This is a genomic window from Bradyrhizobium sp. SZCCHNR1098 (assembly GCF_032489375.1).
Classification (GTDB): domain Bacteria; phylum Pseudomonadota; class Alphaproteobacteria; order Rhizobiales; family Xanthobacteraceae; genus Bradyrhizobium.
This window is the reverse complement of sequence record NZ_JAUEXY010000002.1, coordinates 218,393-242,249: the sequence shown is the minus strand read 5'-3', so window position 1 is coordinate 242,249 and position 23,857 is coordinate 218,393. Positions and strand designations below refer to the sequence as shown.

Below are 23,857 nucleotides of genomic sequence, written 5' to 3'. Positions count from 1 at the left end.
ACGGCCTCAAGGCCGGTCGTGATCATACAGCACGCGAACGCGGATCGTGCCTTCCACCGCGCGCAGCTCCGACAGCAGCGCCTCGCCCTCGCCGCCGACCACGTCGGTTTCGAGCACGACATAGCCGACCTCGGGATCGGTCTGAAGATATTGCGCGAGGATGTTGATGTTGTGCCGCGCCACCGCCTCGTTGACCTGGCGCAGTACGCCCGGCACGTTGCGGTGGACATGGATGAAGCGCGTGCCGGTCGGGCGCGCCGGCAATTGTACCTGCGGGAAGTTGACGGCGCCAAAAGTCGAACCGACGTCGGAATAGTCGATCAGCTTGCGCGCGACCTCGCCACCAATTCGGTCCTGCGCCTCTTCGGTGGAGCCGCCGACATGCGGGGTCAGGATCACGTTGGGCAGGCCCTGCAGCGGCGAGACGAACGGATCGGCGTTCGATGCCGGCTCCGCCGGGAACACGTCGACCGCGGCGCCGGCGAGCTTGCCCTCGCGCAGCGCGCTGGCCAGCGCTTCGATGTCGACCACGGTGCCGCGCGAATTGTTGATCAGATAGGCCCCGTCCTTCATGTGACGGATCTGGCGCTCGCCGATCATGTTGGCGGTCGCCGGCGTCTCCGGCACGTGCAGCGACACGACGTCGCTCATCGCCAGCAGCTCATCAAGGCTCTCGACCGGCTCGGTGTTGCCGTGGCGGAGCTTGTCGGTGAGATCGAAGAAGATCACCCGCATGCCCATGGCCTCGGCGAGGTTCGACAGCTGCGAGCCGATGTTGCCATAGCCGATGATGCCGAGCGTCTTGCCGCGCACCTCTCGGCTGCCATTGGCCGACTTGTCCCAGCCGCCGGCATGCGCCGACACCGAGCGCGGGAAGATTCGGCGCATCAGCATCACGACTTCGGCGATCGTCAGCTCGGCGACGCTGCGGGTGTTCGAATAGGGCGCATTGAACACGGGGATGCCGAGCCGCTTCGCGGCATCGAGATCGACCTGGTTGGTGCCGACGGAGAAGCAGCCGACCACCATCAGCCGGTCGGCGGCCTGCAGCACGTCGGCGGTGAGATGCGTGCGCGAGCGAATGCCAAGCATGTGCACGCCCGACAGCATACGCTTCAACTCCGCCGAACCGAGCGCCTTCGGCAGCCGTTCGATTTCCGTATAGCCATTGGCCTCGAACATGCGGACGGCCGAGTCGTTCACGCCCTCAAGGAGCAGAACGCGGATCTTTTGCTTGGGCAGCGATAGCGGCATGGGCCTGGCCTGATTCAGTCGTGGATGTGGCGTAGTGTAGCGGTTGTTACAGTCGCGATGCGTTGAAACTTGGTGAATGCGACGCGGCAGGAACGCTTTCTGTCGCTTTCCCAGGGTCTTGTCCACTCCGCACAGGCATTTTGACCGGCGATGCAAAATCAGCGCCTGGCATACCGGCCGCACCGCACGGCCTGCACTGCAACAACCGGAGATCGCTGTTTTGGCTGCTGACAAACCATGCGAGCAGAGCTAGCCTTTCTTCCAATCACAAAATCATCGGGAGGTCAGCATGTCAGACGGGGTTGTCGAGACACGCGCGTCGGAGGTGTCGGCCGGTGAAACGCAGACGGTCGATGTAGCCGTCGTGGGTGCCGGATTTGCGGGGCTGTACCTGCTGCACCGCCTGCGCAAGGCGGGCTTCTCGACCGTGACGCTGGACACGGCAAACGACGTCGGCGGCACCTGGTACTGGAACCGCTATCCCGGCGCGCGCTGCGACATCCAGACCGTCGACTACAGCTACACCTTCGATCCCGAGCTCGAGAAGGCCTGGCAATGGTCGGAGAAATACGCCACCCAGCCGGAGATCCTGCGCTATCTTGGCTTCGTCGCCGACCGCTACGATCTGCGCCGCGACATCCGCTTCGGCACCCGTGTCCTCGGCGCCTCCTGGGACGATGCCAAGGAGCGCTGGCTGCTGACGACCGACAAGGGCCCCGCCGTCTCCTGCCGCCACTACATCATGGCGACCGGCTGCCTGTCGCAGCCGAAGCCGCCGGAAATCGACGGTGTGCACGACTTCAAGGGCGAGATCTACTTCACCAGCCGCTGGCCGCACGATGGCGTCGACCTCCGCGGCAAGCGCGTGGCCGTGATCGGCACCGGCTCCTCCGGCATCCAGTCGATCCCGCTCATCGCCGAGCAGGCAGCGCAGCTCACGGTGTTCCAGCGCACGCCGAACTTCGCACTGCCTGCGCATAATGGTCCGCTCCCGGCCGATCGCGCCGCGCAGCTTGCAGAGGATCGCAACGGGCTGCGCCAGCAGGCGCGCTGGTCGATGACCGGCGTGCCGATTCCGCCGGCCACCGAGTTCAGCTGGCAGATGAGCGAGGCCGAGCGCCGCGAGCGCTTCGAGAAGCTGTGGGCCTCTGGCGACCTCGTCGGCATGCTGACGCAGCTCTGGGCCGACCAGGGCGTCGACCCCGACGGCAACGCGCTGCTCGCCGATCTCATCCGCGAGAAGATCCACGAGATCGTCAAGGATCCCGAGACCGCTGCTGCGCTCACGCCCCATGACCATCCGTTCGGCGCCAAACGCCCCTGCCTCGACACCAACTACTATCAGACGTTCAATCGCCCCAATGTCACGCTGGTCAATCTGCGCCAGGAGCCGATCACATCCATCACCGCTGATGGCATCAAGACCGACAGGCGCAGCTTCGACATCGACGTCATCGTGTTCGCGACCGGCTTCGACGCCATGACCGGTGCGATCCGCGCCGTGCATCCGATCACCGGGCGCGGCGGCAAATCACTTGAGGATGTCTGGGCCAACGGACCGCAAACCTATCTCGGACTCACGGTCGCGGACTTTCCCAATCTGTTCCTGATCACGGGTCCCGGCAGCCCGTCAGTGCTGTCGAACATGGCGGTCTCGATCGAGCAGCATGTCGACTGGGTGGTCGACCGTCTCATCGCCCTTCGCGAGGACGGCTTCACCACCATTGAGCCCACGGAGACCGCGCAGGCCGGCTGGGCGCGCCACATGGCAGACTGCGCGACCGTGACGCTGCATCGGCTCGCCAACACCTGGTACACCGGCGCCAACGTGCCGGGCAAGCCGCAGACGCTGATGCCTTACACCGGCGGCGTCGGCCCCTATCGCGGCATCTGCAACGAGATCGTCAGCCGCGGCATGCTCGGCTTCAAGCTGTCAGGTCCGAACGGCGCGTCCCAATGCAATGACGGCGAGATCGTGCGGCTGCAGCCGGATGTCCGGCTGGTGCTGAACATGCTGGCCGAGATGAACCTGCCGCCGATCGAATCAATGGGCGCGGCCGGCGCCCGTGAATTCGTCGCGCAATTCAACGCGACGAGGCCGCCTGGACGTCCCGTTGGCGAAGTCAAGGATGGCACATTGCAGGGCGCTGATGGTCACCTGGCCTACCGGCTCTATCGTCCGGCGACGCCCGGCCCGCATCCGATCGTGGTGTACTTTCATGGCGGCGGCTGGGTCCTCGGCGACGAGCAGTCGGATGATCCGTTCTGCCGCGACATGTGCCGCCGCTCCAACATGATTTTCGTCAGCGTGAACTATCGCCATGCGCCCGAGCACCGCTTCCCGGCGGCGGCTGAGGACGGCTACGCGGCGACGCGCTGGGTGGCCGAGCACGCCGCCGAGCTCGGCGGACGCGAGGGAACGGTGCTGGTGGCAGGCTGGAGCGCCGGCGGCAACATCGCGGCGGTCACCTGCCAGCTCGCGCGAGATCGCGGCGGGCCTGATATCGGCGGCCAGCTGCTGCTGTGCCCGGCCACCGACTGCAGCTTCGATCGTCCGTCCTACACGGACAATGCGACCGGCTACTTCCTGACGCGGTCGCTGATATACTGGTTCTGGGACATCTACTGCTCGCCGGCGGATCGCACCGATCCGCGCGCATCGCCGTTGCGGGGCAAGCTGCAGGGCCTGCCGCCGGCCTACATCGTCACCTGCGAGTTCGATCCGCTGCGCGACGAGGGGATTGCCTATGCGGAAGCCCTCGCCGCCGCGGGCGTGCCGGTCGGACAGCTCAAGGCGCACGGCCACTTCCATTCGTCGTTCATGATGGTCGACGTCGTCATCACCGGCGTCGGCGGCCGCATGCGGATGGCGGAGGCGCTGCAGGCGTTCACCCAGTCTGCGGAAGAAGGCGAATCGCTGGAGATCAACGCCGCCGCGAGCTGACCAGCGGAGGCTGCGGCCGAGCAGTATCGCAACGGCCCGCAGCCTTGCGGGCCGTTGCTGCGACACGCAGCTTGCGTCGGATCGCCCACGCTGTCACCGAGACGACGAGCCACGCCGTTGTTGCGGCGGCGAAGGCGGTCGCGACGCTTAGCTGAACCAGCGTGGAGAATACGGCCGCGAACGCCAGCATGCCGAGGCTGCCGAGCACCGCGCCTACGGTGTCGAGCGCAGCCGCTTCGCGTCCGCGCCGCTCGCCGAAGAATCCCTGTTGGCGCTTACGCCTGATCTCGTGCGCCTCGATCAGGGTGACGCTGGCGCAGAAGATGGCGGGCAATGCCAGGAAGAGGCCGCCGATCGCAGGACCGAAGGCCTTGGCAATGAGCCCCGTGGCGGCTGTCGCGGCGCCGCCCAGCGCGAAGCGGATGACATATTCGTGCCACTTGCCGTCCTTCAGCGCCGCGGGCGAGATGCGGATCAGCATCACGCGCCTCCGGAGAAGACCGCCTGGAGTCCGAGCGCCGCCACCAGCCAGACGACCGTCGCGAGCAGGCTCGCAGTCGACGCGCGCAGATGCAGCCGCATCAGCAGTTGGCACACGATCATGCTGTAGAGACAGAGCGCGACGGCGCCGAACATCATCGAACGGCTCTGGACCGCCGCGTAGGCGGCGTCATGTGTGACGATCGCAATGCCAAGCGTCGCCAGCGCAACCGAGGGCGCGGCTCCGAACAATCCGGCAAAGCTCTTCGGACGCAGCACGTCGCCAATCATCGCGAATGCCGAAACGATGACGCCGCCGATCAGGAAGCGGATGACGTATTCGGTCATGTCCGGCTTGCTCCCGGTGGTTCGTAGCCGGTCCACGGGCGCAAGCTGCGCTCGAGGGCAGCGCCGAGCATGAATCCGACAACGACGTCGCTGGCCCAATGCGCAAGCAGCATCACGCGCGTGATGCTGAGCCCGACGGCAGCACTCCTCACCGCAATCCTTGCGCGTGCCGGCAGCGGACCGGCGGCGGAGTAGAGCGCACCCATGTGCAGCGCATGTCCCGAGGGAAAGGCGTCCTGTGCATGGCCGGACGGCGCCACGCCGTGGAGATGGCCGCGCAAGGTGGTGCGATCCGGCCGGGTCTGATCGAAGATGGCCTTCAAGGCATGCGGCAGAGCCGAAGCCGCAACCGTGACCACCAATGCATGAGTGGTCGTCGCACGAACGCGGCTGCTTTGGCTGCGCGTCACCAGCCAAGCCACCGATGTCAGGGCCAACCACACCTTCTCGTCCGCACCCCACGCGAGGCCGCGTGCGAGCTTTTGCAGCCACGGCTCCGTGGTTCGTGCAGCTACGTCCGCAATGATGCGGTCCGCCTTGGTCGGCTCGACGTGGATGGCCGTGGCGGAACTTTGCTTGCGAAAGGGCACCGAAATTGCCGGTGTGATCTTCTTCCCGATGGCGCGGATCATGGCACTTGCGAAGGACGAACAATATGTTCACCTACAACGCCGAGCCCTCACAACGGGTTTCGGGAACAGTCACGAAACTGTCACGAGTTACCAGCTCAGCCCTGACCGCGAATAGCCTCGTCATACGCCTCGACCGAGGCTCGAGCTGTCTCCCGCACATCGCTCGCGCTCATGCCCGGCTTGTACAGGCTCGAGCCGAGACCGAAGGCGCGCACGCCGACGGCGACGTAGGAGGCGAGCGTCTTGTCCGACACACCGCCGACGGCGCCGACCACGACGCCTTTCGGCAGGACTGCAAGTTGCGCTGCAATCCCCGACGGACCGAGCACTGACGCCGGAAAGTATTTCAGGGCCGAGGCGCCGCAATGCAAAGCCAGAAAGGCCTCGGTCGGCGTGAAGACCCCGGGCATGGTCACCATGTCATAGGCCTGCGCCGTCGCCAGCACTTCGACGTCGACGTTCGGGCTGACCATCAGGCGCCCGCCGGCCTCCGCAACGCGCACGCAATCCGCGGCATTGACGACCGTTCCTGCGCCGATCAGGCAGTCCTTGCCGAACCGAGATGCCAGACGCTCGATCGAGACGAACGGTTCCGGCGAGTTGAGAGGAACCTCGATCAGCTCGAAACCGGCTTCGATCAGGACATCGACGATGGCCTCGGACTCGTCGGGTTTGATACCGCGCAGGATCGCAACGAGCGACCGCTTCACATGCGGCCAGGCGACGGACTGTGTCATTTCAGAAACGCGCTCCCCAGATCTGCCGCGCGGCCTTGAGCAGGCCGCGGCGTGACGCCTGTTCGGCATCGCATTCATTCACGTCGAAACCAGCAGCGGCCAGCGCCTCGCCATAGAGGCGGCCGAGCCGGCCCGCTCCGATCAACCGGAGTGGAAGCTCGGCGCCGAACCGCGCTCGCGCATCGGCGATTTCGCTGCCGATCAGAATCCCGGAGAGCCTTGCAGTTCCATCGGACCGCCGCTCGAAGCCGAGGAGCTGCGCCGCGCGCAGCCGGAACAGCGCGTTCGTCAGTGCCGTCGGCGCGGCCAGCGCCGCCGCGAGGCTCTCGCGGAACGCCGTGTCGTGCTCGACGGTCGAGGCTTCCGGTTCGACGGCATGCATCAGGATGCTATGCTGAGAGACCACCGCGAACAGCTCACCGGTCATGTAGGTGGCGAAGTCGATCACCACGCCGGCATCGATCTGGATCCATTTGCTGTGGGTGCCCGGAATGCAGACGATCCCAGTGAAATCCGGCTCGGTGACTCCGAGCAGCTGGGTTTCCTCGCCGCGCATCACGTCCGGCCGGTCCGCGCGAACCTGCGCCAGTCCCGGCAGAATTCTGACGTCGCGGTCGGCGTCGACACTGATCGCTCCGGCATACAGCGCATCCAGACGGGTGGGCGTGTGCAGATACGGCGCCTCGACCCAGCCTTGCCGCGCGCCGGCCATGCCGCAGATCAGCACCGGAACATCGGCCGGTGCGCCAAGCTTCGCCAGATGATCGCGCAGCACCGGCGCGAAGCCTGATGTCGCGCAATGCAGCATGCCCTCGCCACCACGGCTCTCGGCAAGCCCCGTCCCGTCTCCGGCCATAAGCCAGGCACGGAAACTGGAGGTTCCCCAGTCGACGGCGACAAAGGCCGGCGTTGCTGACGAATAGACGGCGGTCACATCCTGCTCCCGAACACTTCCACATCTGGCAATGGCACGCCGGGCGGGCCACGCAAACAACAAATTGCATCATGCACGATTATGCACGTTGTTATTCTTGTTCGTGCATGGTAACAAGCGGCATGTCAGACCTTCCACTGGCGCGCCGCGACCAGATCGCCGGCCGCCTCTCTGCGGGGCAAGCGGTCATCGCGACCGCCCTCGCCGACGAATTCGGCGTCTCCGAGGATGCGATCCGGCGCGATCTTCGCGCGCTTGCCGCCGAAGGACGCTGCCGCCGCGTGTATGGCGGCGCATTGCCCATCGCCGGCGGCATGGCACCGATGGCGGCGCGTATCGGGCAAGATCGCGAACGCAAGCTGGCGCTCGCCCGGTCGGCCGCCCGCAACATCGCGCGTGGGGAGTTTCTCTTCCTCGATAGTGGCAGCACCAATCTCGCCCTCGCTGAAGTCCTGCCCGATGATTTCGATCTCACCGTCGCGACCAACGCCATCGACATTGCCGCAACCGTGCTGCATCGGCAGGACCTGCAGTTGATCGTGATCGGCGGCTCCGTTCACCCCGCAGTCGGCGGCTGTGTCGACGCCGACGCCATCATGCAGGTACAGCGCTTGAACATCGACCGCTGCTTCATCGGCGCCTGCGCTGTATCGGCGCAAGGCGGCATCAGCGCGGTTGATCCGACTGACGCAACGTTCAAGCGAACGCTGCTGTCGCTGAGCCGCGTAAGCGTCGCAATGGTCACCAACGAGAAGCTCGAGACCCGAGCCCCCCACCGTATCGCCGGCGCCAAGACGATCAGCCAGCTCACCGTCGAGCATGATGCGCCGGCGGCCCGACTCGCCCTGCTCAGACGGGCGGGAGCTACCATCATGACCGCCACCCCGCCCGGATGACGGCGCCTTCGGAGTTTCAGAAACCTTCCAGATGAGTTCGGATCACCGCGCGGCGCGGCTCGCGACACGCCTGGCCTTTTTCGTCGCCGGCTTCTGCATCGCCTGCTGGGCGCCGCTGGTGCCGTTCGCCAAGCAGCGGCTGGGGGTCGACGATGCGACGCTCGGGCTGCTGCTGCTCTCGCTCGGCGTGGGCTCGGTCGCATCGATGTTGGCGGCAGGTCTCCTGAGCGCCCGCTACGGCAGCAAGCCCGTCGTCATCGTCAGCGGCATCGCCTTGAGCATGCTGCTGCCCCCGCTGACGATCGCCTCAACGCCAGCCACGCTCGGGCTTGCGCTGTTCGCCTTTGGCGCGGCGCTCGGCTCGCTCGACGTCGCCGTGAACATCCAGGCGATCGACGTCGAGCGGCTGAGCGAGCGTCCGCTGATGTCCGGCTTCCACGCGCAGTTCAGCATCGGCGGCTTCGCAGGCTCCGGCGTCATGACTGCGCTGCTCGCGTTCGATGTCGCGCCGCTGCTCGGCACGCTCGCCTGCTGTGCGCTCGCCCTGGCCGCGATGACCGTGGCTGCCCCACGACTGATAGCGAGCAAACCGGCGCAATCGGGCCCTCTGCTCGTGCTTCCTCACGGCGCAGTGCTGCTGCTGGCGGCGCTCGCCGCGATCATGTTCCTGGTCGAGGGTGCGATGCTCGACTGGAGCGCGCTGTTGCTCGCCGGGTCGGGCCGCCTGCCGGCCGCGCAAGCCGGGCTGGGCTACATCATGTTCTCGATCGCAATGACCGCCGGGCGTCTCGTCGGCGATGCCGTGGTTGCACGGATCGGCGATCGCGCGACGTTGCTGGGGGGCAGCGTCATCGCGATCACCGGCTTCGTCGTGCTGCTCGCGGTTCCCTGGATTGTTGCTGCCATGGCCGGCTTCGCGCTGATCGGCTTGGGTGCATCGAACCTGGTCCCGGTGCTGTTCCGCCGGGCCGGCGCGCAGACCGCGATGCCGGTCGGGCTGGCCGTCGCCGCCGTCACCACCGCCGGCTACTCCGGCGTACTGCTTGGGCCCGCCGGCATCGGCTTCGTCGCCGCGGCCACCAGCCTGCCGGCCGCGTTCTGGATGTTGGCCGCACTGCTCGTCATTGTGCTGCTGAGCGCACCACGCGTCGTAGCTGCGCCAAATTAGGAACGAGCCCGGTGCTTGGCTTTGATACGCATCTCATGCCCCAGCCAAGAGCAGAATCGGACGCGCACCCAATATCGTTACTCTCATTCTCATCATCGTCGGCGCGGCGTAGACGGCAATCCTGGAATCCGCGTTCGCGGCCATCGTAGCCTGCCCGCCTGCCCCGCTTCGTGCGCCGCCCCGCAACGCAGGTTGCAGACATCGCCTCCCTTGCGAAGCTCATCCGGACGGCTCAGGATCGCCGGACAGACAGCGGAGCAGTCTAGTGGAGATCGATGGCGAGGCCCCTGCGGACGAAGACGGATTTGCCGACACACAGGCGCGCGACGCGCATTTCCTGCGCCACAGCTTCGCTGTCGCCCTCCGCTCGATGTCACACGGCAATCATCCGTTCGCCGCCATTCTCGTCGATGCTGACGGCAGGGTCCTGATCGAAAGTGAAAACGGCTACCTGCCAGCGCGCGATGCCACAGCGCACGCAGAACGACTGGTCGCGACGCAGGCCTGCACGTCGATTGCCCCCGAGATCAGAGCTGTGGCTACGCTGTATTCGTCGGCAGAGCCGTGCGCGATGTGCGCGGGCGCCATCTACTGGGCCGGCATCGGACGCGTGGTCTACGGCCTCAGCGAGCGGCGGCTACGCGACCTTACCGGCAACCATCCGGAGAACCCGACGCTCGACCTGCCCTGCCGCGAGGTGTTCGCGAGCGGCCAGCGCGCAACCGAGATTGTCGGCCCCTTGTTGGAGGAGGAAGCCGCGGCGCTGCATGAAGGAGCCTGGGACAAATGAAGCAGGCGCCGCGACCGAGCCGCGGCGCCCTCTTCGAGTGCTTCGATCCGTATCAGAACTTCACGGTCACGCCCGAGTAGAGCGACGACTCGGTGCAAGCGCCCGTGGCGACGCGAGTGCCGCCGCCACCGGCGACGGAGCAGCCGACCGCGTTGTTGTGGTCGAGGCCGAACTTGTTCTGCCAGTAGCGATAGGCCACCCAGACGTCGATCATGTGGCTCTGCTTCTCACCCCACATCGCCTTCGACGCATCGAAGGTCAGGCGGATCGGCTCGGAGTTGAACTCGACCTTGGTCGGATAGACGCCGTTCGCGACGCTGGCCGGGAGCGGCTCGGTATCGGTGCCCTTCTTGCCGTACCAGCCGGCGCGACCCGAGATCGAGAAGAACTGCATGCTCTCTGGCAGGAAGCCGAGATCCATGTAGTAGTTGGTCTCGACCGCCCAGGTTGGCTTGAACGAGGTGTTGCCGTCGGAGATGCAGGGGTTCGACCAGCCGGCGCCGCACTGCGAGAACGAGTTGTGGTTGGCGAACTCCCAGTACATCAAGGGAGCGACGTTGAAGTAGCCCTTGTAAGGCAGGTTGAACGCGAACTGCAGACCGGCGACGACGTCACGCTTGGCCGCGCCGAAGTAGCGGTTCTCGGTATTGGCATCCATGCCCACTTCGAACGAGATGTTCTGCAGCGGCCCCACCGTGAAGGCCTTGGTGTTGAAGATCTGGTTCCAGCCGAAGGTCGAGCGGAACAGGCCGTAGATCTCGGTCGCACCGGCGCAGCTCGCCGGCGTGAACGCGAAGCCCGCGTTGGGCGAGACGATGCCGCCGGTCTGCGTGCAGGGCCCCGCCGGGTCGTTGTGGTCCGACTTGAACAGCGAGATCGTGAAGAAGTTGGTGCCGTAACCCCAGACGTCGAAATGGGTGAACGAATAGACCTGCTTGGCGGTCTTGGCGTTGAACGTGCCGTTGCCGTTGACGCTCCATGCACCAGGCTGGCTGGCATTGAAGATGTAGGAGTAGCTGACGCGATTATCGACGACGAGGAAGAACGGCACCTCGGCCGGAGCCTTCTTCGCGATCGCCTTGGCGGGCAGGTCAGCAGCCCCTGCGACACCGACTGAGCTAAGCGCTACCGCGCCCAGCGCGACGGCCGCCGCGATTGTTTGACGTAACGACATTCAGAACACCCCCAGTTGACAAGCGCCGATTCCCGACTTGCATGCACAGTTGCGCCGTTCGACCGGCTGGAGAAGCCTCAACTTTCTCCAGGACTTGCCCGCAGTTTGATCAAGGTTCCGCCGTATTGCAGCGGCGACGACAGCAGATGCTGGCCTGAACATGGGACGATTGGCCGCGGCCGCGATGCTCCCAAATTCCGATCTTGCTGCTTCACATTGCAGAAGTTTTTCCGAAAGCCCCCCGCGTGGCCTTCCGCGCGCTTTCGCGAGCAAGCCTGCGCGCAAGCGCGCCCCTGACGCGCATTGGATGACGCTGCTCATCCAACGTGCAGCTTGCTGCGGCGGATCGATTTCCGGCCAGTGTCTCAAAAGTGCCACAGAGCTTTATCGATCACAGCTGATTGCAGCGTACGTTGCTTGCAACCAAGGGCGCGCTGCATTCGCCGATCGCCGCGCGATGGGCGCTTGGACAAGAGTTGGGCAGAGGATGGCGCTTTTCGCCTCTTACGCGCCGCGGAAAATTAGATCACAATTGAGGCATCTTCGTTCCCCTGCCCACGACGCAGCAAATGCCTGAACCCGCGCCGGCCGATCCGAACCCTACGCCTCCGCTCCTGCAGACGATCGGGTTGACCAAGCGCTATGGCGACTTCCTTGCCAACGACAAGATCGACATCGAGATCCGGCCACGCGAGATTCACGCCTTGCTTGGCGAAAACGGTGCCGGCAAGTCGACGCTGGTGAAGACGATCTACGGACTGGTGCAGCCGAGCGCCGGTGAGTTGCGCTGGCAGGGTGTGCCCATCAAGCTGTCCGGCCCGGCCGAGGCGCGATCTCTCGGCATCGGCATGGTGTTTCAGCATTTCTCCCTGTTCGACAACCTCACCGTGGCTGAGAACGTGGCGCTCGGGCTCGACGGCAAAGAGCCATTCAAGGCCATGTCAGCGCGGCTCGCGGACGTCGCGCGCGACTACGGACTGCCGCTCGATCCGAAGCGCGAGGTCTGGCATTTGTCGGTCGGCGAGCGGCAGCGCATCGAGATCGTGCGGGCGCTGATGCAGAGTCCGAAATTCCTAATCCTGGACGAGCCCACCGCCGTGTTGACGCCGCAGGAGGCCGACCAGCTATTCGTCGTGCTGGAGCGACTGAAAGCAGAAGGCCGCGCCATCCTCTACATCAGCCACAAGCTCGAGGAGGTGAAGCGGCTGTGCGACACCGCCACCATCCTGCGCAGCGGCAGGAAGGTCGCGACCTGCAATCCGAAGCTGGAGACGGCTGCCTCGCTGGCCCGCATGATGGTGGGGACCGAGATCAAGGAAGTGAAGCCGCCGGCCGAGCGGCGCACCACCGTGCCGCGCCTAGTCGTCAATGATCTCACCCTCGCCCCCAGCGAGCTGCATGGCGTGGGCCTCAAGAACATTTCCTTCGAACTGAAGGGCGGCGAGATCCTCGGCATTGCCGGTGTCGCCGGCAACGGCCAGGACGAGCTGTTTGCTGCGCTGTCCGGCGAACGCCTCGTCAAGGAGCCCGGCACGATCATCATCGAGGGCCTCGCCTGCGGCAATCTCTCGATCAGCCAGCGCCGCAAGATGGGAGCCGCCTTCGTGCCGGAGGAGCGGCTGGGGCACGGCACCGCCCCGCGGATGAAGCTATCGGAGAATGCGCTGCTGACGGGACACGCTGCCAGCGACATGGTCCGGCACGGCTTCATCAACGCGGCAGCGACGCTGCGGACCGTCGATCGCACCACCGAGACATTCGATGTCCGCAAGGCGAAGCGCGATCCGGAAGCGGCGAGCCTGTCCGGCGGCAATCTGCAGAAGTTCGTCGTCGGCCGCGAGATCCTGCGCACGCCGGCGGTGCTGGTCGTCAACCAGCCGACCTGGGGCGTCGACGCCGGCGCCGCCGCGATCATCCGCCAGGCGCTGATCGATCTCGCCAGCGCGGGCGCTGCCGTCCTCGTGACCAGCCAGGACCTCGACGAACTCATCGAGATCGCCGACCGCATCGCCGTGATGTTTCACGGGCAGCTTTCGAAGGCGCTGCCACGCGCGGAGGCGACGCGCGAAAAGCTCGGCCTGTTGATGGGCGGCGCCAGCATCGAGAAGGAGGCCGCGCATGCAGCTCGTGCTTGAGAAGCGCGCCGAGCGCTCGCGCATCATTGCGCTGGTTTCGCCGCTGATCGCGATCGGGCTGACGCTCGTCACCATGAGCGTGCTGTTCGCCGTGCTCGGTAAGAACCCGATCACTGCGCTCGGCGTCTACTTCATCGCGCCGCTCACCGACGGGTACTCGCTGCAGGAGATCGCGGTGAAGGCCACGCCGCTGGTGATGATCGCGATCGGCCTGTCGCTGTGCTACCTCGCCAACGCCTGGAACATCGGTGCCGAGGGCCAGTTCCTGATCGGGGCCGTAGCCGGCAGCTGGATCGCGGTGAAGACGCAGGGCACCGAGGCGGGACACTGGGTGCTGCCGGCGATGCTGGTCGCAGGTGCCGCGGCCGGCGCCCTCTATGCGCTGATCCCGGCGCTGTGTCGCGTCAAGTTCGGCGCCAGCGAGATCCTCACCAGCCTGATGCTGGTCTACGTCGCCGATCTCCTGCTCGACTATCTCGTCCGCGGCCCCTGGCGCGACCCCGCCGGCTTCAACTTCCCCACAACGGCGGAGTTCGATCCGGTCGCGACCGTACCCGTGCTGATCGAGGGCGGACGCCTGCATCTCGGCAGCATCATCGCGCTGATTGTCGTTGCCGGCGCCTTCGTGCTGCTCGAGCGCACCATCAAGGGGTTCGAGATCCGAGTCGTGGGCGTGGCGCCGCGTGCGGCGCGGTTCGGCGGCTTCAATGCGAACCAGCTCATCCTTCTGACGTTCGCCGTGTCGGGCGCATTGGCCGGTCTCGCAGGGATCATCGAGGTGGCGGGCCCCATCGGACATCTGCAGCCCGGCATCTCGCCGGGCTATGGTTTCACCGCGATCATCGTGGCCTTTCTCGGGCGGCTCAACCCGGTTGGAATATTCATTGCAGGGCTTTTCCTCGCGTTGACGTTCATTGGCGGCGAGCAGGCCCAGATCACGATGAAGATTCCACTCGATGTGACCAAGGTGTTCCAGGGCATCCTGCTGTTCTACGTGCTCGCCTGCGATTCGCTCATCCTCTACCGTTTCAAGCTCGTCTTGGCCGCGCGGCAGGTGCAAAGTGGTGCTGGTTGAAGCAATCATCCTGTCGGTGCTCGCCGCATCGACGCCGCTGCTGCTGGCGGCCACCGGTGAGCTGGTCACAGAGCGCTCGGGTGTCCTCAATCTCGGCGTCGAGGGCATGATGATCGTCGGCGCGGCCTGCGGCTTCGGTGGGGCCTGGCTGTCCGGCTCGATCATCGTCGGTGCGCTGTGCGGCATCGTCGCCGGCATGCTGATGTCGTTGATCTTCGCGTTCATGACCCTTGGCCTCGCCGTGAACCAGGTGGCGACGGGCCTCGCGCTGACCATCCTCGGCATCGGTCTGTCCGGCCTGATCGGCGCGCGCTTCGTCGGCGAGCGCATCAGCACCGCGCCGCACCTCTCCATCCCCGGCCTCAGCGACATCCCGCTGGTCGGCCGTATCGTGTTCGGCGAGGACGCGTTCGTCTATCTGTCGCTCGCCTTGATCATCGCCGTCTGGTGGTTCCTGTACCGCACCCGTGCCGGCCTGGTGCTGCGCGCCTGCGGCGACAACCATGTCTCCGCCCACGCGCTCGGCTATCCCGTGCTGCGCATCCGTTTGCTAGCGGTGTTGTTCGGCGGCGGTTGCGCCGGGCTTGCCGGCGCCTATCTGCCGCTCGCCTACACGCCGTTCTTCATTCCTGGAATGACCGCGGGGCGCGGCTGGATCGCGCTGGCGCTGGTCGTGTTCGCATCCTGGCGGCCGGGCCGCCTCGTCATCGGCGCCTATCTGTTCGGTGCGGTGACGATCCTGCAGCTGCATGCGCAAGGCGCCGGCGTCGGCATCCCCTCGCAGTTCATGTCGGCGCTGCCGTACCTCGCCACCGTGATCGTCCTGGTGCTGCTGTCGCGCGCCCGCACCGGCGGCTCCACCGCGCCGGCGGCGCTGGGGACGGTGTTCGTGCCGGATCGCTGAAGCAATCATCCGGAGCGCCAGCGATGGGGCGCGACGCTCTGGCTCACGAGGTTTCCCCCCGACTGTTTGGAGATATTGACGATGATGAAAAGGCTTCTGGGGGCTGCCGCCGCGTTGGTGCTGGCGGGAAGCATCGCCGGCGTGGCGCACGCCGCCGACAAGCTGAAGATCGGCTTCATCTACCTCGGGCCGATCGGCGACCTCGGCTGGACCTATCAGCATGAGCTCGCGCGCCAGGCGCTAGTGAAGGAGCTCGGTGACAAGATCGAGACGACCTATCTCGAGAATGTGCCGGAAGGCCCCGACTCCGAGCGCGCCATCGAGCAGTTGGTCCGCGCCGGCAACAAGCTGATCTTCACGACCTCGTTCGGCTACATGGACCCGACCCTGAAGGTCGCCAAGAAATATCCCAACGTGCATTTCGAGCACGCCACTGGCTACAAGCGCGACAAGAACATGTCGACCTATTCGGCGCGCTGGTATCAGGGCCGCTACATTCAGGGCATCATCGCCGGCAAGATGTCGAAGGCCGGCGTGCTCGGCTATATCGGCTCGTTCCCGATCCCGGAGGTCATTTCGGGCATCAACGCCACGATCATCGGCGCGCAGACGATCAACCCGAACATCAAGGTCAAGATCATCTGGGCCAACACCTGGTTCGACCCGGGCAAGGAAGCCGACGCCGCCAAGGCGCTGATCGACCAGGGCGCCGACATCATCATGCAGCACACCGACAGCCCGGCCGCGATGCAGATCGCAGCCGAGCGCGGCAAGCTCGCCTTCGGCCAGGACTCCGAGATGATCAAGTTCGGCCCCAAGGCGCAGCTCACCTCGATCCTCGACACCTGGGGCCCCTACTACATCGCGCGCGTCAAGGCCGAGCTCGACGGCACCTGGAAGTCGGAGGACACCTGGGGCGGCCTCGATTCCAAGATGTTCGAGATGGCGCCCTACACCAACATGCCCGATGACGTGAAGAAGCTGGCGGAGGAGGCCCAGGCGGCGATCACCGCCGGCAAGCTGCACCCGTTCAAGTGCCCGGTGCTCGGCCAGGACGGCAAGGAGATCGAGTGCAAGGGCGGCGACCATCTCGCCGACGGCCAGATCCTCGGCATGAACTTCTACGTCAAGGGCATCGACGACAAGGTGCCGGGCAAGTAATCAAGCTGGAGCTGCCGATCACCCTGCAGCTCTGCTGCGGCAGGGTGATCGGTACTCACATTTGAGTTGGACCTTTTGTTACGACGAATGATGAGGTAGATCGTTACCCGAATGCATCGTGTGGTACGGCCGCATCGTCTGGGTCGAGTCCAATGATGCTCCACCTTGCGATGCCTCGACAGCCGTAACCGGGAGTTCCAACTGTGAACAGATCTATCCTGCTCGTTGCCGTCTGCACGTCTGCGCTACTGACGACTCCAGCCGCTTTCGCCAAGACCCTGGTCTTCTGCTCGGAAGGCAGCCCGGAGAACTTCTATCCCGGTGTCAACACAACTGGGACATCGTTCGATGGCAATGAGCCAATCTACAACCGCATCGTCGAGTTCGAGCGCGGCAGCACGCAAGTCGTGCCAGGTCTCGCCGAAACATGGACGATCTCGCCCGACGGCACCACCTACACGTTCAACCTCCGCAAGGGCGTGAAGTGGCATTCGACCTCCAAGTCGTTCAAGCCGACACGCGACTTCAATGCCGACGACATTCTGTTCTCGATCGAGCGGCAATGGAAGGAGGATAATCCCTATTTCAAGGTGACGAGCCCGAACCATTCGTATTTCGGCGACATGGCGATGCCGAAACTTTTGAAGTCGGTCGAGAAGATCGACGATTATACGATCAAGGTGACCCTCAATCAGCCGGAAGCCCCTTTCCTCGCGGATCTCGCGATGCCGTTCGCCGCGATCCAGTCGAAGGAATATGCCGACGCGATGCTGAAGGCCGGTACGCCCGAGAAGATCGACCAGGATCCGATCGGCACTGGTCCATTCTACCTCGTACAGTATCAAAAGGACGCCGTGATCCGGTACAAGGCGTTTCCCCAATATTGGGGCGGCAAGGCCAAGATCGACGACCTCGTCTATGCGATCACGCCGGATGCATCCGTTCGCTGGGCCAAGCTGCAGAAGGGCGAATGCGACGTGATGCCCTATCCGAACCCGGCCGATATCGACACGATCAGGAAGGACCCGAACGTCACCGTGCTGGAGCAGCCGGGCCTCAACGTTGGGTATCTCGCCTTCAACACGCAGAAGAAGCCGTTCGATGACGTGCGCGTGCGTAAAGCACTCAGCATGGCGATCAACAAGCAGGCGATCATCGACGCGGTCTATTTGTCGACCGGCATCGCGGCAAAGAACCCGATCCCGCCGTCGATGTGGTCCTACAACGACGCCGTCAAGGACGATCCCTATGACCCCGACGCGGCCAAGAAGCTTCTCGCCGATGCCGGATTCCCGAACGGCCTGGAGACCGATCTGTGGGCCATGCCGGTGCAGCGTCCCTACAATCCGAATGCCAAGCGCATCGCCGAGCTGATGCAGGCCGATCTCGCCAAGATCGGCGTCAAGGCCGAGATCAAGTCGTTCGAATGGGGCGAATACCGCAAGCGGCTGCAGGCCGGCGAGCACCAGATGGGCATGTACGGCTGGACCGGCGACAACGGCGATCCCGACAACTTCCTGCACACCTTGCTGGGCTGTGCTTCGGCGGCGGGATCGGGGTCGAACATCGCAAAGTTCTGCTACAAGCCGTTCGACGAACTGGTCGTAAAGGCCAAGACCGTCAGCGACCAGGCCGAGCGTGCCAAGCTCTACGAACAGGCCCAGGTGGTCTTCAAGGAGCAGGCACCGTGGTTCACGATCGCGCATGCGGTGCAGTTGAAGCCTGTCAGCAAACGCGTGATCGACTTCAAGCTATCGCCGTTCGGACGCCACAGCTTCTATGGCGTCGACGTCAAGGATTAGCGGACCTCAGGGCGAAGCAGCTTTCGCTGCTTCGCCGCTTCCGCTTCGCTGCCCTCCCGAAGACCTTCCGGGGAAAGTTGACAGAGCTCTGCATGTTGCGGTTCGTCTTTACCCGGCTCAGCCTCGTGGTCCCGACCTTCATCGGCATCACGTTGCTCGTGTTCGTGCTGATCCGCCTGATCCCCGGCGACCCTATCGAGACGATGGCGGGCGAACGCGGCATCGATCCGGCACGCCTCGCGCAATTGCGCAAGGACTACGGTTTCGATCAGCCCGTGCTGGTGCAGTATGGTCTCTATCTGTCGCGGCTGGCGCACGGCGATCTCGGCCGCTCGATCGTCACCCATGAGCCGGTGATTGCCGAATTCCAGACCTTGTTCCCCGCGACGGTCGAACTGTCGGTCTGCGCGATCCTGTTTGCGCTGTGCGTAGGGCTGCCGGCCGGCATCATCGCCGCTGTCAGGCGCAACTCGATCTTCGATCACGGCGTGATGGGGATCTCGCTCACCGGCTATTCGATGCCGATTTTCTGGTGGGGACTGCTGCTGATCCTGCTGTTTTCGGTGCAGCTCGGATGGACGCCGGTGTCGGGCCGGATCGCGGTGCAGTATTTCATCGAGCCGGTGACCGGCTTCCTGCTGATCGATACGCTCCTGGCCGGTGATGTCGGCGCGTTTCGTTCGGCCCTGTCGCATCTCGTCCTGCCGACGATCGTGCTCGGCACGGTGCCGCTCGCGGTGATCGCCCGCATGACGCGATCGGCCATGCTGGAGGTCCTCGGCGAGGACTACATCCGCACCGCCCGCGCCAAGGGGCTGCCGCCGTTCCGCGTGATCGCGATTCACGCCTTGCGCAATGCGCTGATCCCGGTGGTGACGGTGATCGGGTTGCAGGTCGGCGTACTGTTCACCGGCGCCATCCTTACCGAAACCATCTTTTCCTGGCCGGGCGTGGGCAAATGGCTGATCGAGGGCATCAACCGCCGCGACTATCCGGTGCTGCAGGGCGGCACGCTGCTGATCGGCGCGATCGTCATGACCGTCAATCTGCTGGTTGATATCGCCTATGGGCTGATCAATCCCCGCATCCGGTACACGCGATGAGCGCCGAGAACCTCCCAACCCGCATCGTTGTCGCGCAAGCGGACGCGCCACCGTCTCCATTGCTGGAGTTCTGGCAAGACTTCCGGAAAAATGCCGGGGCCGTCGCGGGCCTGGTCGTCATCGCGGTCCTGATCCTGCTCGCGCTGTCGGCCGATGTCGTCGCGCCGCATTCGCCTGTGCTCACCAACAATGCGGCGTTCCTGAAGCCTCCCTTCTGGCAACAGGGTGGATCGCTGTCCTATCCGCTCGGCACCGACGCGATCGGGCGCGATATTCTGTCCCGTCTCATCCACGGCGCGCGGCTGTCGCTTCTGATCGGCATCGCGGTGGTGACGTTGTCGGTGATATCGGGCACGATTCTCGGCCTGATCGCCGGTTTTTTCCGCGGCGTGACCGAGGTCGCGATCATGCGGCTGATGGACATCACGTTGACGCTGCCGAGCCTTCTGCTCGCGATCGTCATCGTCGCGATCCTCGGGCCGGGCCTGATGAATGCGATGCTGGCGGTCGCGATCGTGCTGCTGCCGCACTACGTGCGGATCGCGCGTGCCGCCGTGATCAGCGAGGTATCGAAAGACTACGTCATCGCGGCCAAGGTCGCGGGCGCCGGCCGGCTCCGCCTGATGTTCAAGGAAGTGCTGCCGAACTGCGCGGCGCCGCTGATCGTGCAGGCGACGCTCGGAATTTCCACCGCGATCCTGGACGCCGCCGCGCTCGGCTTTCTCGGTCTCGGCGCGCAACCGCCCTTGCCCGAATGGGGAACCATGCTGGCGGACGCGCGCGAATTCGTGCTGCGGGCCTGGTGGGTCGTCACGCTGCCGGGCCTGGCGATCCTGCTGACCGTGCTGGCCTTCAACCTGCTCGGTGACGGGCTGCGCGACGCGCTTGATCCCAAGCTCAAACGATAGTCTGCGCAAGAGAGTGAAGGCGATCCGATGCCGCTTCTCGAGATCGAAAATCTGTCGGTCGCATTTCCATCGCGGAACGGGATGGTCCGTGCCGTGGATGGCGTCAGCATCGCGCTCGACAAGGGCGAGGTGCTGGGCATCGTCGGAGAGTCCGGATCCGGCAAGAGCGTCGGCATGCTGGCCCTGATGGGACTGGTGCCCTACCCCGGCCAAGTCCAGGCCGACAAAATGTTGTTCGAGGGACGGGATCTGCAGACCCTGTCCGACCGCGAGCGGCGCGCCCTCACCGGCAAGGACGTCGCGATGATCTTCCAGGAGCCGACGACGTCGCTCAACCCGTCGTTCACGATCGGCTATCAGCTGGCCGAGACGCTGCGCATTCACGAGGGGATGAACCGCAAGGCCGCGCGGCGGCGGGTGATCGAGCTGCTGGAGCAGGTCGGCATTCCCGCCGCCGAGAGCCGGCTCTCGTCCTATCCGCACCAGCTCTCGGGCGGCATGAACCAGCGCATCATGATCGCGATGGCGATCGCCTGCAATCCGAAGCTCCTGATTGCCGACGAGCCGACGACGGCGCTCGATGTCACCATCCAGGCCCAGATCCTGGATTTGCTGCTGTCGCTGCAGCGCGACCGCGGCATGGCGCTGATCCTCATCACCCACAACATGGGCGTAGTCTCGGACACGACCGAGCGCGTCGCGGTGATGTATGCGGGACAGATCATGGAGCAGCGCCCGACCTCGAGCCTGTTCGCCTCGCCCCAGCATCCCTACACGGCCGCCTTGCTGGCGGCGCGCCCGGAAGCGAGCGACGGGGGACGGCTCGCCACCATCCCTGGCGTGGTGCCCGGAGCTTACGACCGGCCGCCCGGGTGCCTGTTCAGCCCGCGTTGCATCTATGCGACGCCGCTGACCGATGCGGTGCGTCCCGAGTTGCGTCCCTGGAGCGATGGCCTGGTGCGTTGTCATTACCCGCTCGGCGATCCCACGCGCGAAGAGCGAATCGAGGCCGACCGGCATGGCGCCGGTGCGCCGAGCCAGGCCCACGAGGCCCTGTCATGACGGCGCTCGTCACCGCGGACAGTCTCAAGCGCAGCTACGAGGTCAAGCAGGGCCTGTTCCGCGCCCCCGCACATCTGCAGGCCGTTGGCGGCGTGTCCTTTGCCATTGAGGCTGGCAAGACGCTGGCGGTCGTCGGCGAATCCGGTTGCGGCAAATCGACTCTCGCGCGACTGGTCACACTCATTGAGAAGCCGGACGCCGGCACGCTCATGCTCGACGGCCTCGACGCCGTCGATCCTCCGGCCGGCGCCTCGAGGACCTTGCGGCGTACCGTGCAGATCGTGTTTCAAAATCCATATGGCTCGCTCAACCCGCGCAAGCGCGTCGGCGCCATCCTCGAGGAGCCGCTGATCATCAACACCGACCTCACCAAGCAGGAGCGGCGCGCGCAGGCGCTCGACATGATGGCGAAGGTCGGGCTGCGTCCGGAGCATCATGGCCGCTATCCGCACATGTTCTCCGGCGGCCAGCGGCAGCGCATCGCGATCGCGCGCGCCCTGATGTTGCGGCCGAAGCTCTTGGTCGCCGACGAGCCGGTCTCCGCGCTCGACATGTCGGTGCAGGCGCAGGTGCTCAACCTGCTGGCCGATCTGCAGCGTGAGCTGGGGCTCGCTTATCTCTTCATCTCGCACGACCTCGGTGTTGTCAGGCACATCGCCGACGACGTGCTGATCATGTATCTGGGACTGGTCATGGAGCACGGGCCGAAGGAGCGCATTTTCGCGCGGCCACTTCATCCCTATGCGCAGGCCCTGGTCGACGCCACGCCGGGCCTAGGCCGCAAACGTCAGCGGATCGTGCCCAAGGGCGAGTTGCCGTCGCCGCTCGACCCACCGGCCGGCTGCGTGTTTTCGACCCGCTGTCCCCATGTGACGGATCTCTGCCGCGCGCAGCGCCCGCCGCTGCGCCCGCTCGACGGCCGCCTCGTCGCCTGCCATTACGCCGAGCGCTTCCTGGACCCACAGCCGGCCTGACAATCGTCTTCACCCCGCCTGCATCTGAGCTGCCGCCGCGCTGTGGCGCCGGATCAGCCGGGTGACATCGAGCCCCGGAATGGCGCCGTCGATCACGGTCCAGCGGCCGCCGACCATCACGCGATCGGCGCGATGCGCGCCACACAGCACCAGCGCGGCGATCGGATCCCCTGAACCCGAGAAGCGCAGCTCGTCGAGCTTGAACAGTGCGAGGTCGGCGGCCTTGCCGACCGCAATCTCGCCGAGCTCGGGCCGGCCGACGCAGGCGGCCGAGCCCTTCGTCGCCCAGCGCAGCGCATCCTTGTGGCTGATCCGGCTAACGCCGTAGCGCGCCCGCTGCAGCAGGAAAGCGGAGCGCACCTCCTGCATCAGGTTGGAGCCGTCGTTCGACGCCGAGCCGTCGACGCCGAGGCCGATCCCGACGCCCGCCTCCTCCATCTCGCACACCGGGCAGCAGCCGGAGGCGAGCAACTGGTTCGAGCAGGCGCAGTGCGTGATCGTCGTCCTCGCCTTGCCGAGCCGCTTCATCTCCTCGGCATTGAAGAAGATGCCGTGCGCAAGCCAGGTGCGCGGACCAAGCCAACCCTGCTTTTCGAGATAGTCCAGCGGACGACAGCCGAACATCGCCTCGCAGAAGCGGTTCTCATCCTCGGTCTCGGCGAGATGCGTGTGCAGCCGCACGTCGAGCTTGTCGGCGAGCGCAGCCGTCTTCTGCATCAGCGATCCCGTCACCGAGAACGGCGAGCACGGCGCCAGCGCGATCTGCACCATCGCATCCGGCCCGCGCTCGTGATAGGTGGCGACCACGCGCTCACTGTCGGCAAGGATCGTGTCCTCGTCCTGCACCACGCTGTCCGGCGGCAGCCCGCCGTCGCGCTCGGACAAGTTCATCGAGCCGCGGGTCAATAGCACGCGAATGCCGAGCCGCTTCGCCACCGCGACCTCGATGCCAACTGCATCTTCGAGCCCGGCGGGGAAGACGTAGTGATGATCTGTCGTGGTCGTACAACCCGACAGCATCAGTTCGGCCATCGCGACCGTGACCGCTGCATCCAGTGCCTCCGGCGTCAGCTTCGCCCAGACCGGATAGAGCGCCTTCAGCCAGGGGAACAGCTCGCGGTCCATCGCGGCCGGCAGCGCGCGCGTCAGCGTCTGGTAGAAGTGATGATGGGTATTGATCAGCCCGGGGATCACGACATGCGCGCTGGCATCATAGGTCGCCGCACCAGCGGTGGCCGGCTCGGCACCGGCAGGCACCAGCTCGACGATGCGGCCGTCCTTGACGACGACACCGCGCGCAGCATCCTCGGCGAGAATGGCGAGCGGGTCCTTGATCCAGATCGGCGTCGTGCTCATGGCTGCCTCGTCTCGTTGAT

21 protein-coding genes are annotated in these 23,857 nt (G+C 65.3%); 13 read left to right on the top strand and 8 right to left on the bottom strand.

Annotation, left to right across the window (positions count from 1 at the left end; genetic code table 11):
- Nucleotides 1-6: 6 nt before the first annotated feature.
- Complete coding sequence (serA, locus tag QX135_RS05305) at nt 7-1,254, bottom strand: phosphoglycerate dehydrogenase (RefSeq protein ID WP_315738525.1); 1,248 nt, start codon at nt 1,252-1,254, stop codon at nt 7-9.
- A 289-nt stretch (nt 1,255-1,543) separates the two neighbouring features.
- Between serA and QX135_RS05300 the strand changes: the two genes are divergently transcribed.
- Nucleotides 1,544-4,198, top strand: coding sequence for a flavin-containing monooxygenase (locus QX135_RS05300; protein WP_316177024.1), 2,655 nt, complete (start codon nt 1,544-1,546; stop codon nt 4,196-4,198).
- Here QX135_RS05300 and QX135_RS05295 read toward each other — a convergent pair.
- From QX135_RS05295 to QX135_RS05275, 5 genes are all read right to left on the bottom strand, one after another.
- Entirely contained in the window at nt 4,179-4,679 is a 501-nt protein-coding gene (locus tag QX135_RS05295; RefSeq protein WP_316177026.1) for a DUF3147 family protein, read from the bottom strand. The genes QX135_RS05300 and QX135_RS05295 overlap by 20 nt on opposite strands.
- Nucleotides 4,679-5,026, bottom strand: a complete 348-nt coding sequence (locus QX135_RS05290; protein WP_316177028.1) for a DUF3147 family protein — start codon at nt 5,024-5,026, stop codon at nt 4,679-4,681. The genes QX135_RS05295 and QX135_RS05290 overlap by 1 nt, the downstream gene beginning before the upstream one ends.
- Nucleotides 5,023-5,658 carry a phosphatase PAP2 family protein gene (locus tag QX135_RS05285; protein ID WP_316177030.1) on the bottom strand — a complete coding sequence of 212 codons (636 nt, stop codon included), beginning with the start codon at nt 5,656-5,658 and terminating at the stop codon, nt 5,023-5,025. Before QX135_RS05285 ends, QX135_RS05290 begins: the two co-directional genes overlap by 4 nt.
- A 95-nt stretch (nt 5,659-5,753) precedes the next feature.
- Nucleotides 5,754-6,395, bottom strand: coding sequence for a 2-dehydro-3-deoxy-6-phosphogalactonate aldolase (locus tag QX135_RS05280; RefSeq protein ID WP_315776012.1), 642 nt, complete (start codon nt 6,393-6,395; stop codon nt 5,754-5,756).
- A 1-nt stretch (nt 6,396) separates the two neighbouring features.
- Nucleotides 6,397-7,329, bottom strand: a complete 933-nt coding sequence (locus QX135_RS05275) for a 2-dehydro-3-deoxygalactonokinase (protein ID WP_316177032.1) — start codon at nt 7,327-7,329, stop codon at nt 6,397-6,399.
- A 71-nt stretch (nt 7,330-7,400) separates the two neighbouring features.
- Here QX135_RS05275 and QX135_RS05270 point away from each other — a divergent pair, with 71 nt between their 5' ends.
- The 3 genes from QX135_RS05270 to QX135_RS05260 all read left to right on the top strand — a co-directional run bounded on the left by QX135_RS05270 (nt 7,401) and on the right by QX135_RS05260 (nt 10,183).
- On the top strand, nt 7,401-8,225 hold the full coding sequence (locus QX135_RS05270; protein ID WP_316177034.1) for a DeoR/GlpR family DNA-binding transcription regulator: 825 nt from the start codon (nt 7,401-7,403) through the stop codon (nt 8,223-8,225).
- Nucleotides 8,226-8,256: 31 nt separating this feature from the next.
- A complete protein-coding gene (locus QX135_RS05265) occupies nt 8,257-9,393 on the top strand; it encodes an MFS transporter (RefSeq protein ID WP_316177036.1) in 1,137 nt (378 codons plus the stop codon).
- A 271-nt stretch (nt 9,394-9,664) separates the two neighbouring features.
- A complete protein-coding gene (locus QX135_RS05260) occupies nt 9,665-10,183 on the top strand; it encodes a nucleoside deaminase (protein ID WP_409997674.1) in 519 nt (172 codons plus the stop codon).
- A 52-nt stretch (nt 10,184-10,235) separates the two neighbouring features.
- Here the strand turns inward: QX135_RS05260 and QX135_RS05255 are convergent, their stop codons facing one another.
- Nucleotides 10,236-11,357, bottom strand: a complete 1,122-nt coding sequence (locus QX135_RS05255; RefSeq protein ID WP_315811716.1) for a hypothetical protein — start codon at nt 11,355-11,357, stop codon at nt 10,236-10,238.
- 569 nt (nt 11,358-11,926) lie between these two features.
- On the opposite strand from QX135_RS05255, the gene QX135_RS05250 reads away from it, so the two are divergent.
- From QX135_RS05250 to QX135_RS05210, 9 genes are all read left to right on the top strand, one after another.
- A complete protein-coding gene (locus QX135_RS05250; RefSeq protein ID WP_316177038.1) occupies nt 11,927-13,492 on the top strand; it encodes an ABC transporter ATP-binding protein in 1,566 nt (521 codons plus the stop codon).
- Entirely contained in the window at nt 13,476-14,567 is a 1,092-nt protein-coding gene (locus QX135_RS05245) for an ABC transporter permease (RefSeq protein ID WP_315755375.1), read from the top strand. Before QX135_RS05250 ends, QX135_RS05245 begins: the two co-directional genes overlap by 17 nt.
- Nucleotides 14,554-15,471 carry an ABC transporter permease gene (locus QX135_RS05240; RefSeq protein WP_315738536.1) on the top strand — a complete coding sequence of 306 codons (918 nt, stop codon included), beginning with the start codon at nt 14,554-14,556 and terminating at the stop codon, nt 15,469-15,471. The genes QX135_RS05245 and QX135_RS05240 overlap by 14 nt, the downstream gene beginning before the upstream one ends.
- Before the next feature lie 81 nt (nt 15,472-15,552).
- Complete coding sequence (locus tag QX135_RS05235; RefSeq protein WP_316177039.1) at nt 15,553-16,632, top strand: BMP family ABC transporter substrate-binding protein; 1,080 nt, start codon at nt 15,553-15,555, stop codon at nt 16,630-16,632.
- Between the two features lie 203 nt (nt 16,633-16,835).
- The gene (locus tag QX135_RS05230) at nt 16,836-18,434 is read left to right on the top strand and encodes an ABC transporter substrate-binding protein (RefSeq protein ID WP_316160342.1); all 1,599 of its coding nucleotides are present in this window, start codon (nt 16,836-16,838) and stop codon (nt 18,432-18,434) included.
- Between the two features lie 92 nt (nt 18,435-18,526).
- Nucleotides 18,527-19,537 (top strand): ABC transporter permease subunit, encoded by a 1,011-nt coding sequence (locus QX135_RS05225; RefSeq protein WP_315755371.1) that lies wholly within the window; start codon nt 18,527-18,529, stop codon nt 19,535-19,537.
- Entirely contained in the window at nt 19,534-20,445 is a 912-nt protein-coding gene (locus QX135_RS05220; RefSeq protein ID WP_315738540.1) for an ABC transporter permease subunit, read from the top strand. Before QX135_RS05225 ends, QX135_RS05220 begins: the two co-directional genes overlap by 4 nt.
- A gap of 27 nt (nt 20,446-20,472) precedes the next feature.
- Entirely contained in the window at nt 20,473-21,507 is a 1,035-nt protein-coding gene (locus QX135_RS05215) for an ABC transporter ATP-binding protein (protein ID WP_315738541.1), read from the top strand.
- Nucleotides 21,504-22,481, top strand: coding sequence for a peptide ABC transporter ATP-binding protein (locus QX135_RS05210; RefSeq protein ID WP_315811711.1), 978 nt, complete (start codon nt 21,504-21,506; stop codon nt 22,479-22,481). The genes QX135_RS05215 and QX135_RS05210 overlap by 4 nt, the downstream gene beginning before the upstream one ends.
- A 9-nt stretch (nt 22,482-22,490) precedes the next feature.
- Here the strand turns inward: QX135_RS05210 and QX135_RS05205 are convergent, their stop codons facing one another.
- Complete coding sequence (locus QX135_RS05205) at nt 22,491-23,837, bottom strand: 8-oxoguanine deaminase (protein WP_316233976.1); 1,347 nt, start codon at nt 23,835-23,837, stop codon at nt 22,491-22,493.
- Nucleotides 23,838-23,857: the final 20 nt, after the last annotated feature.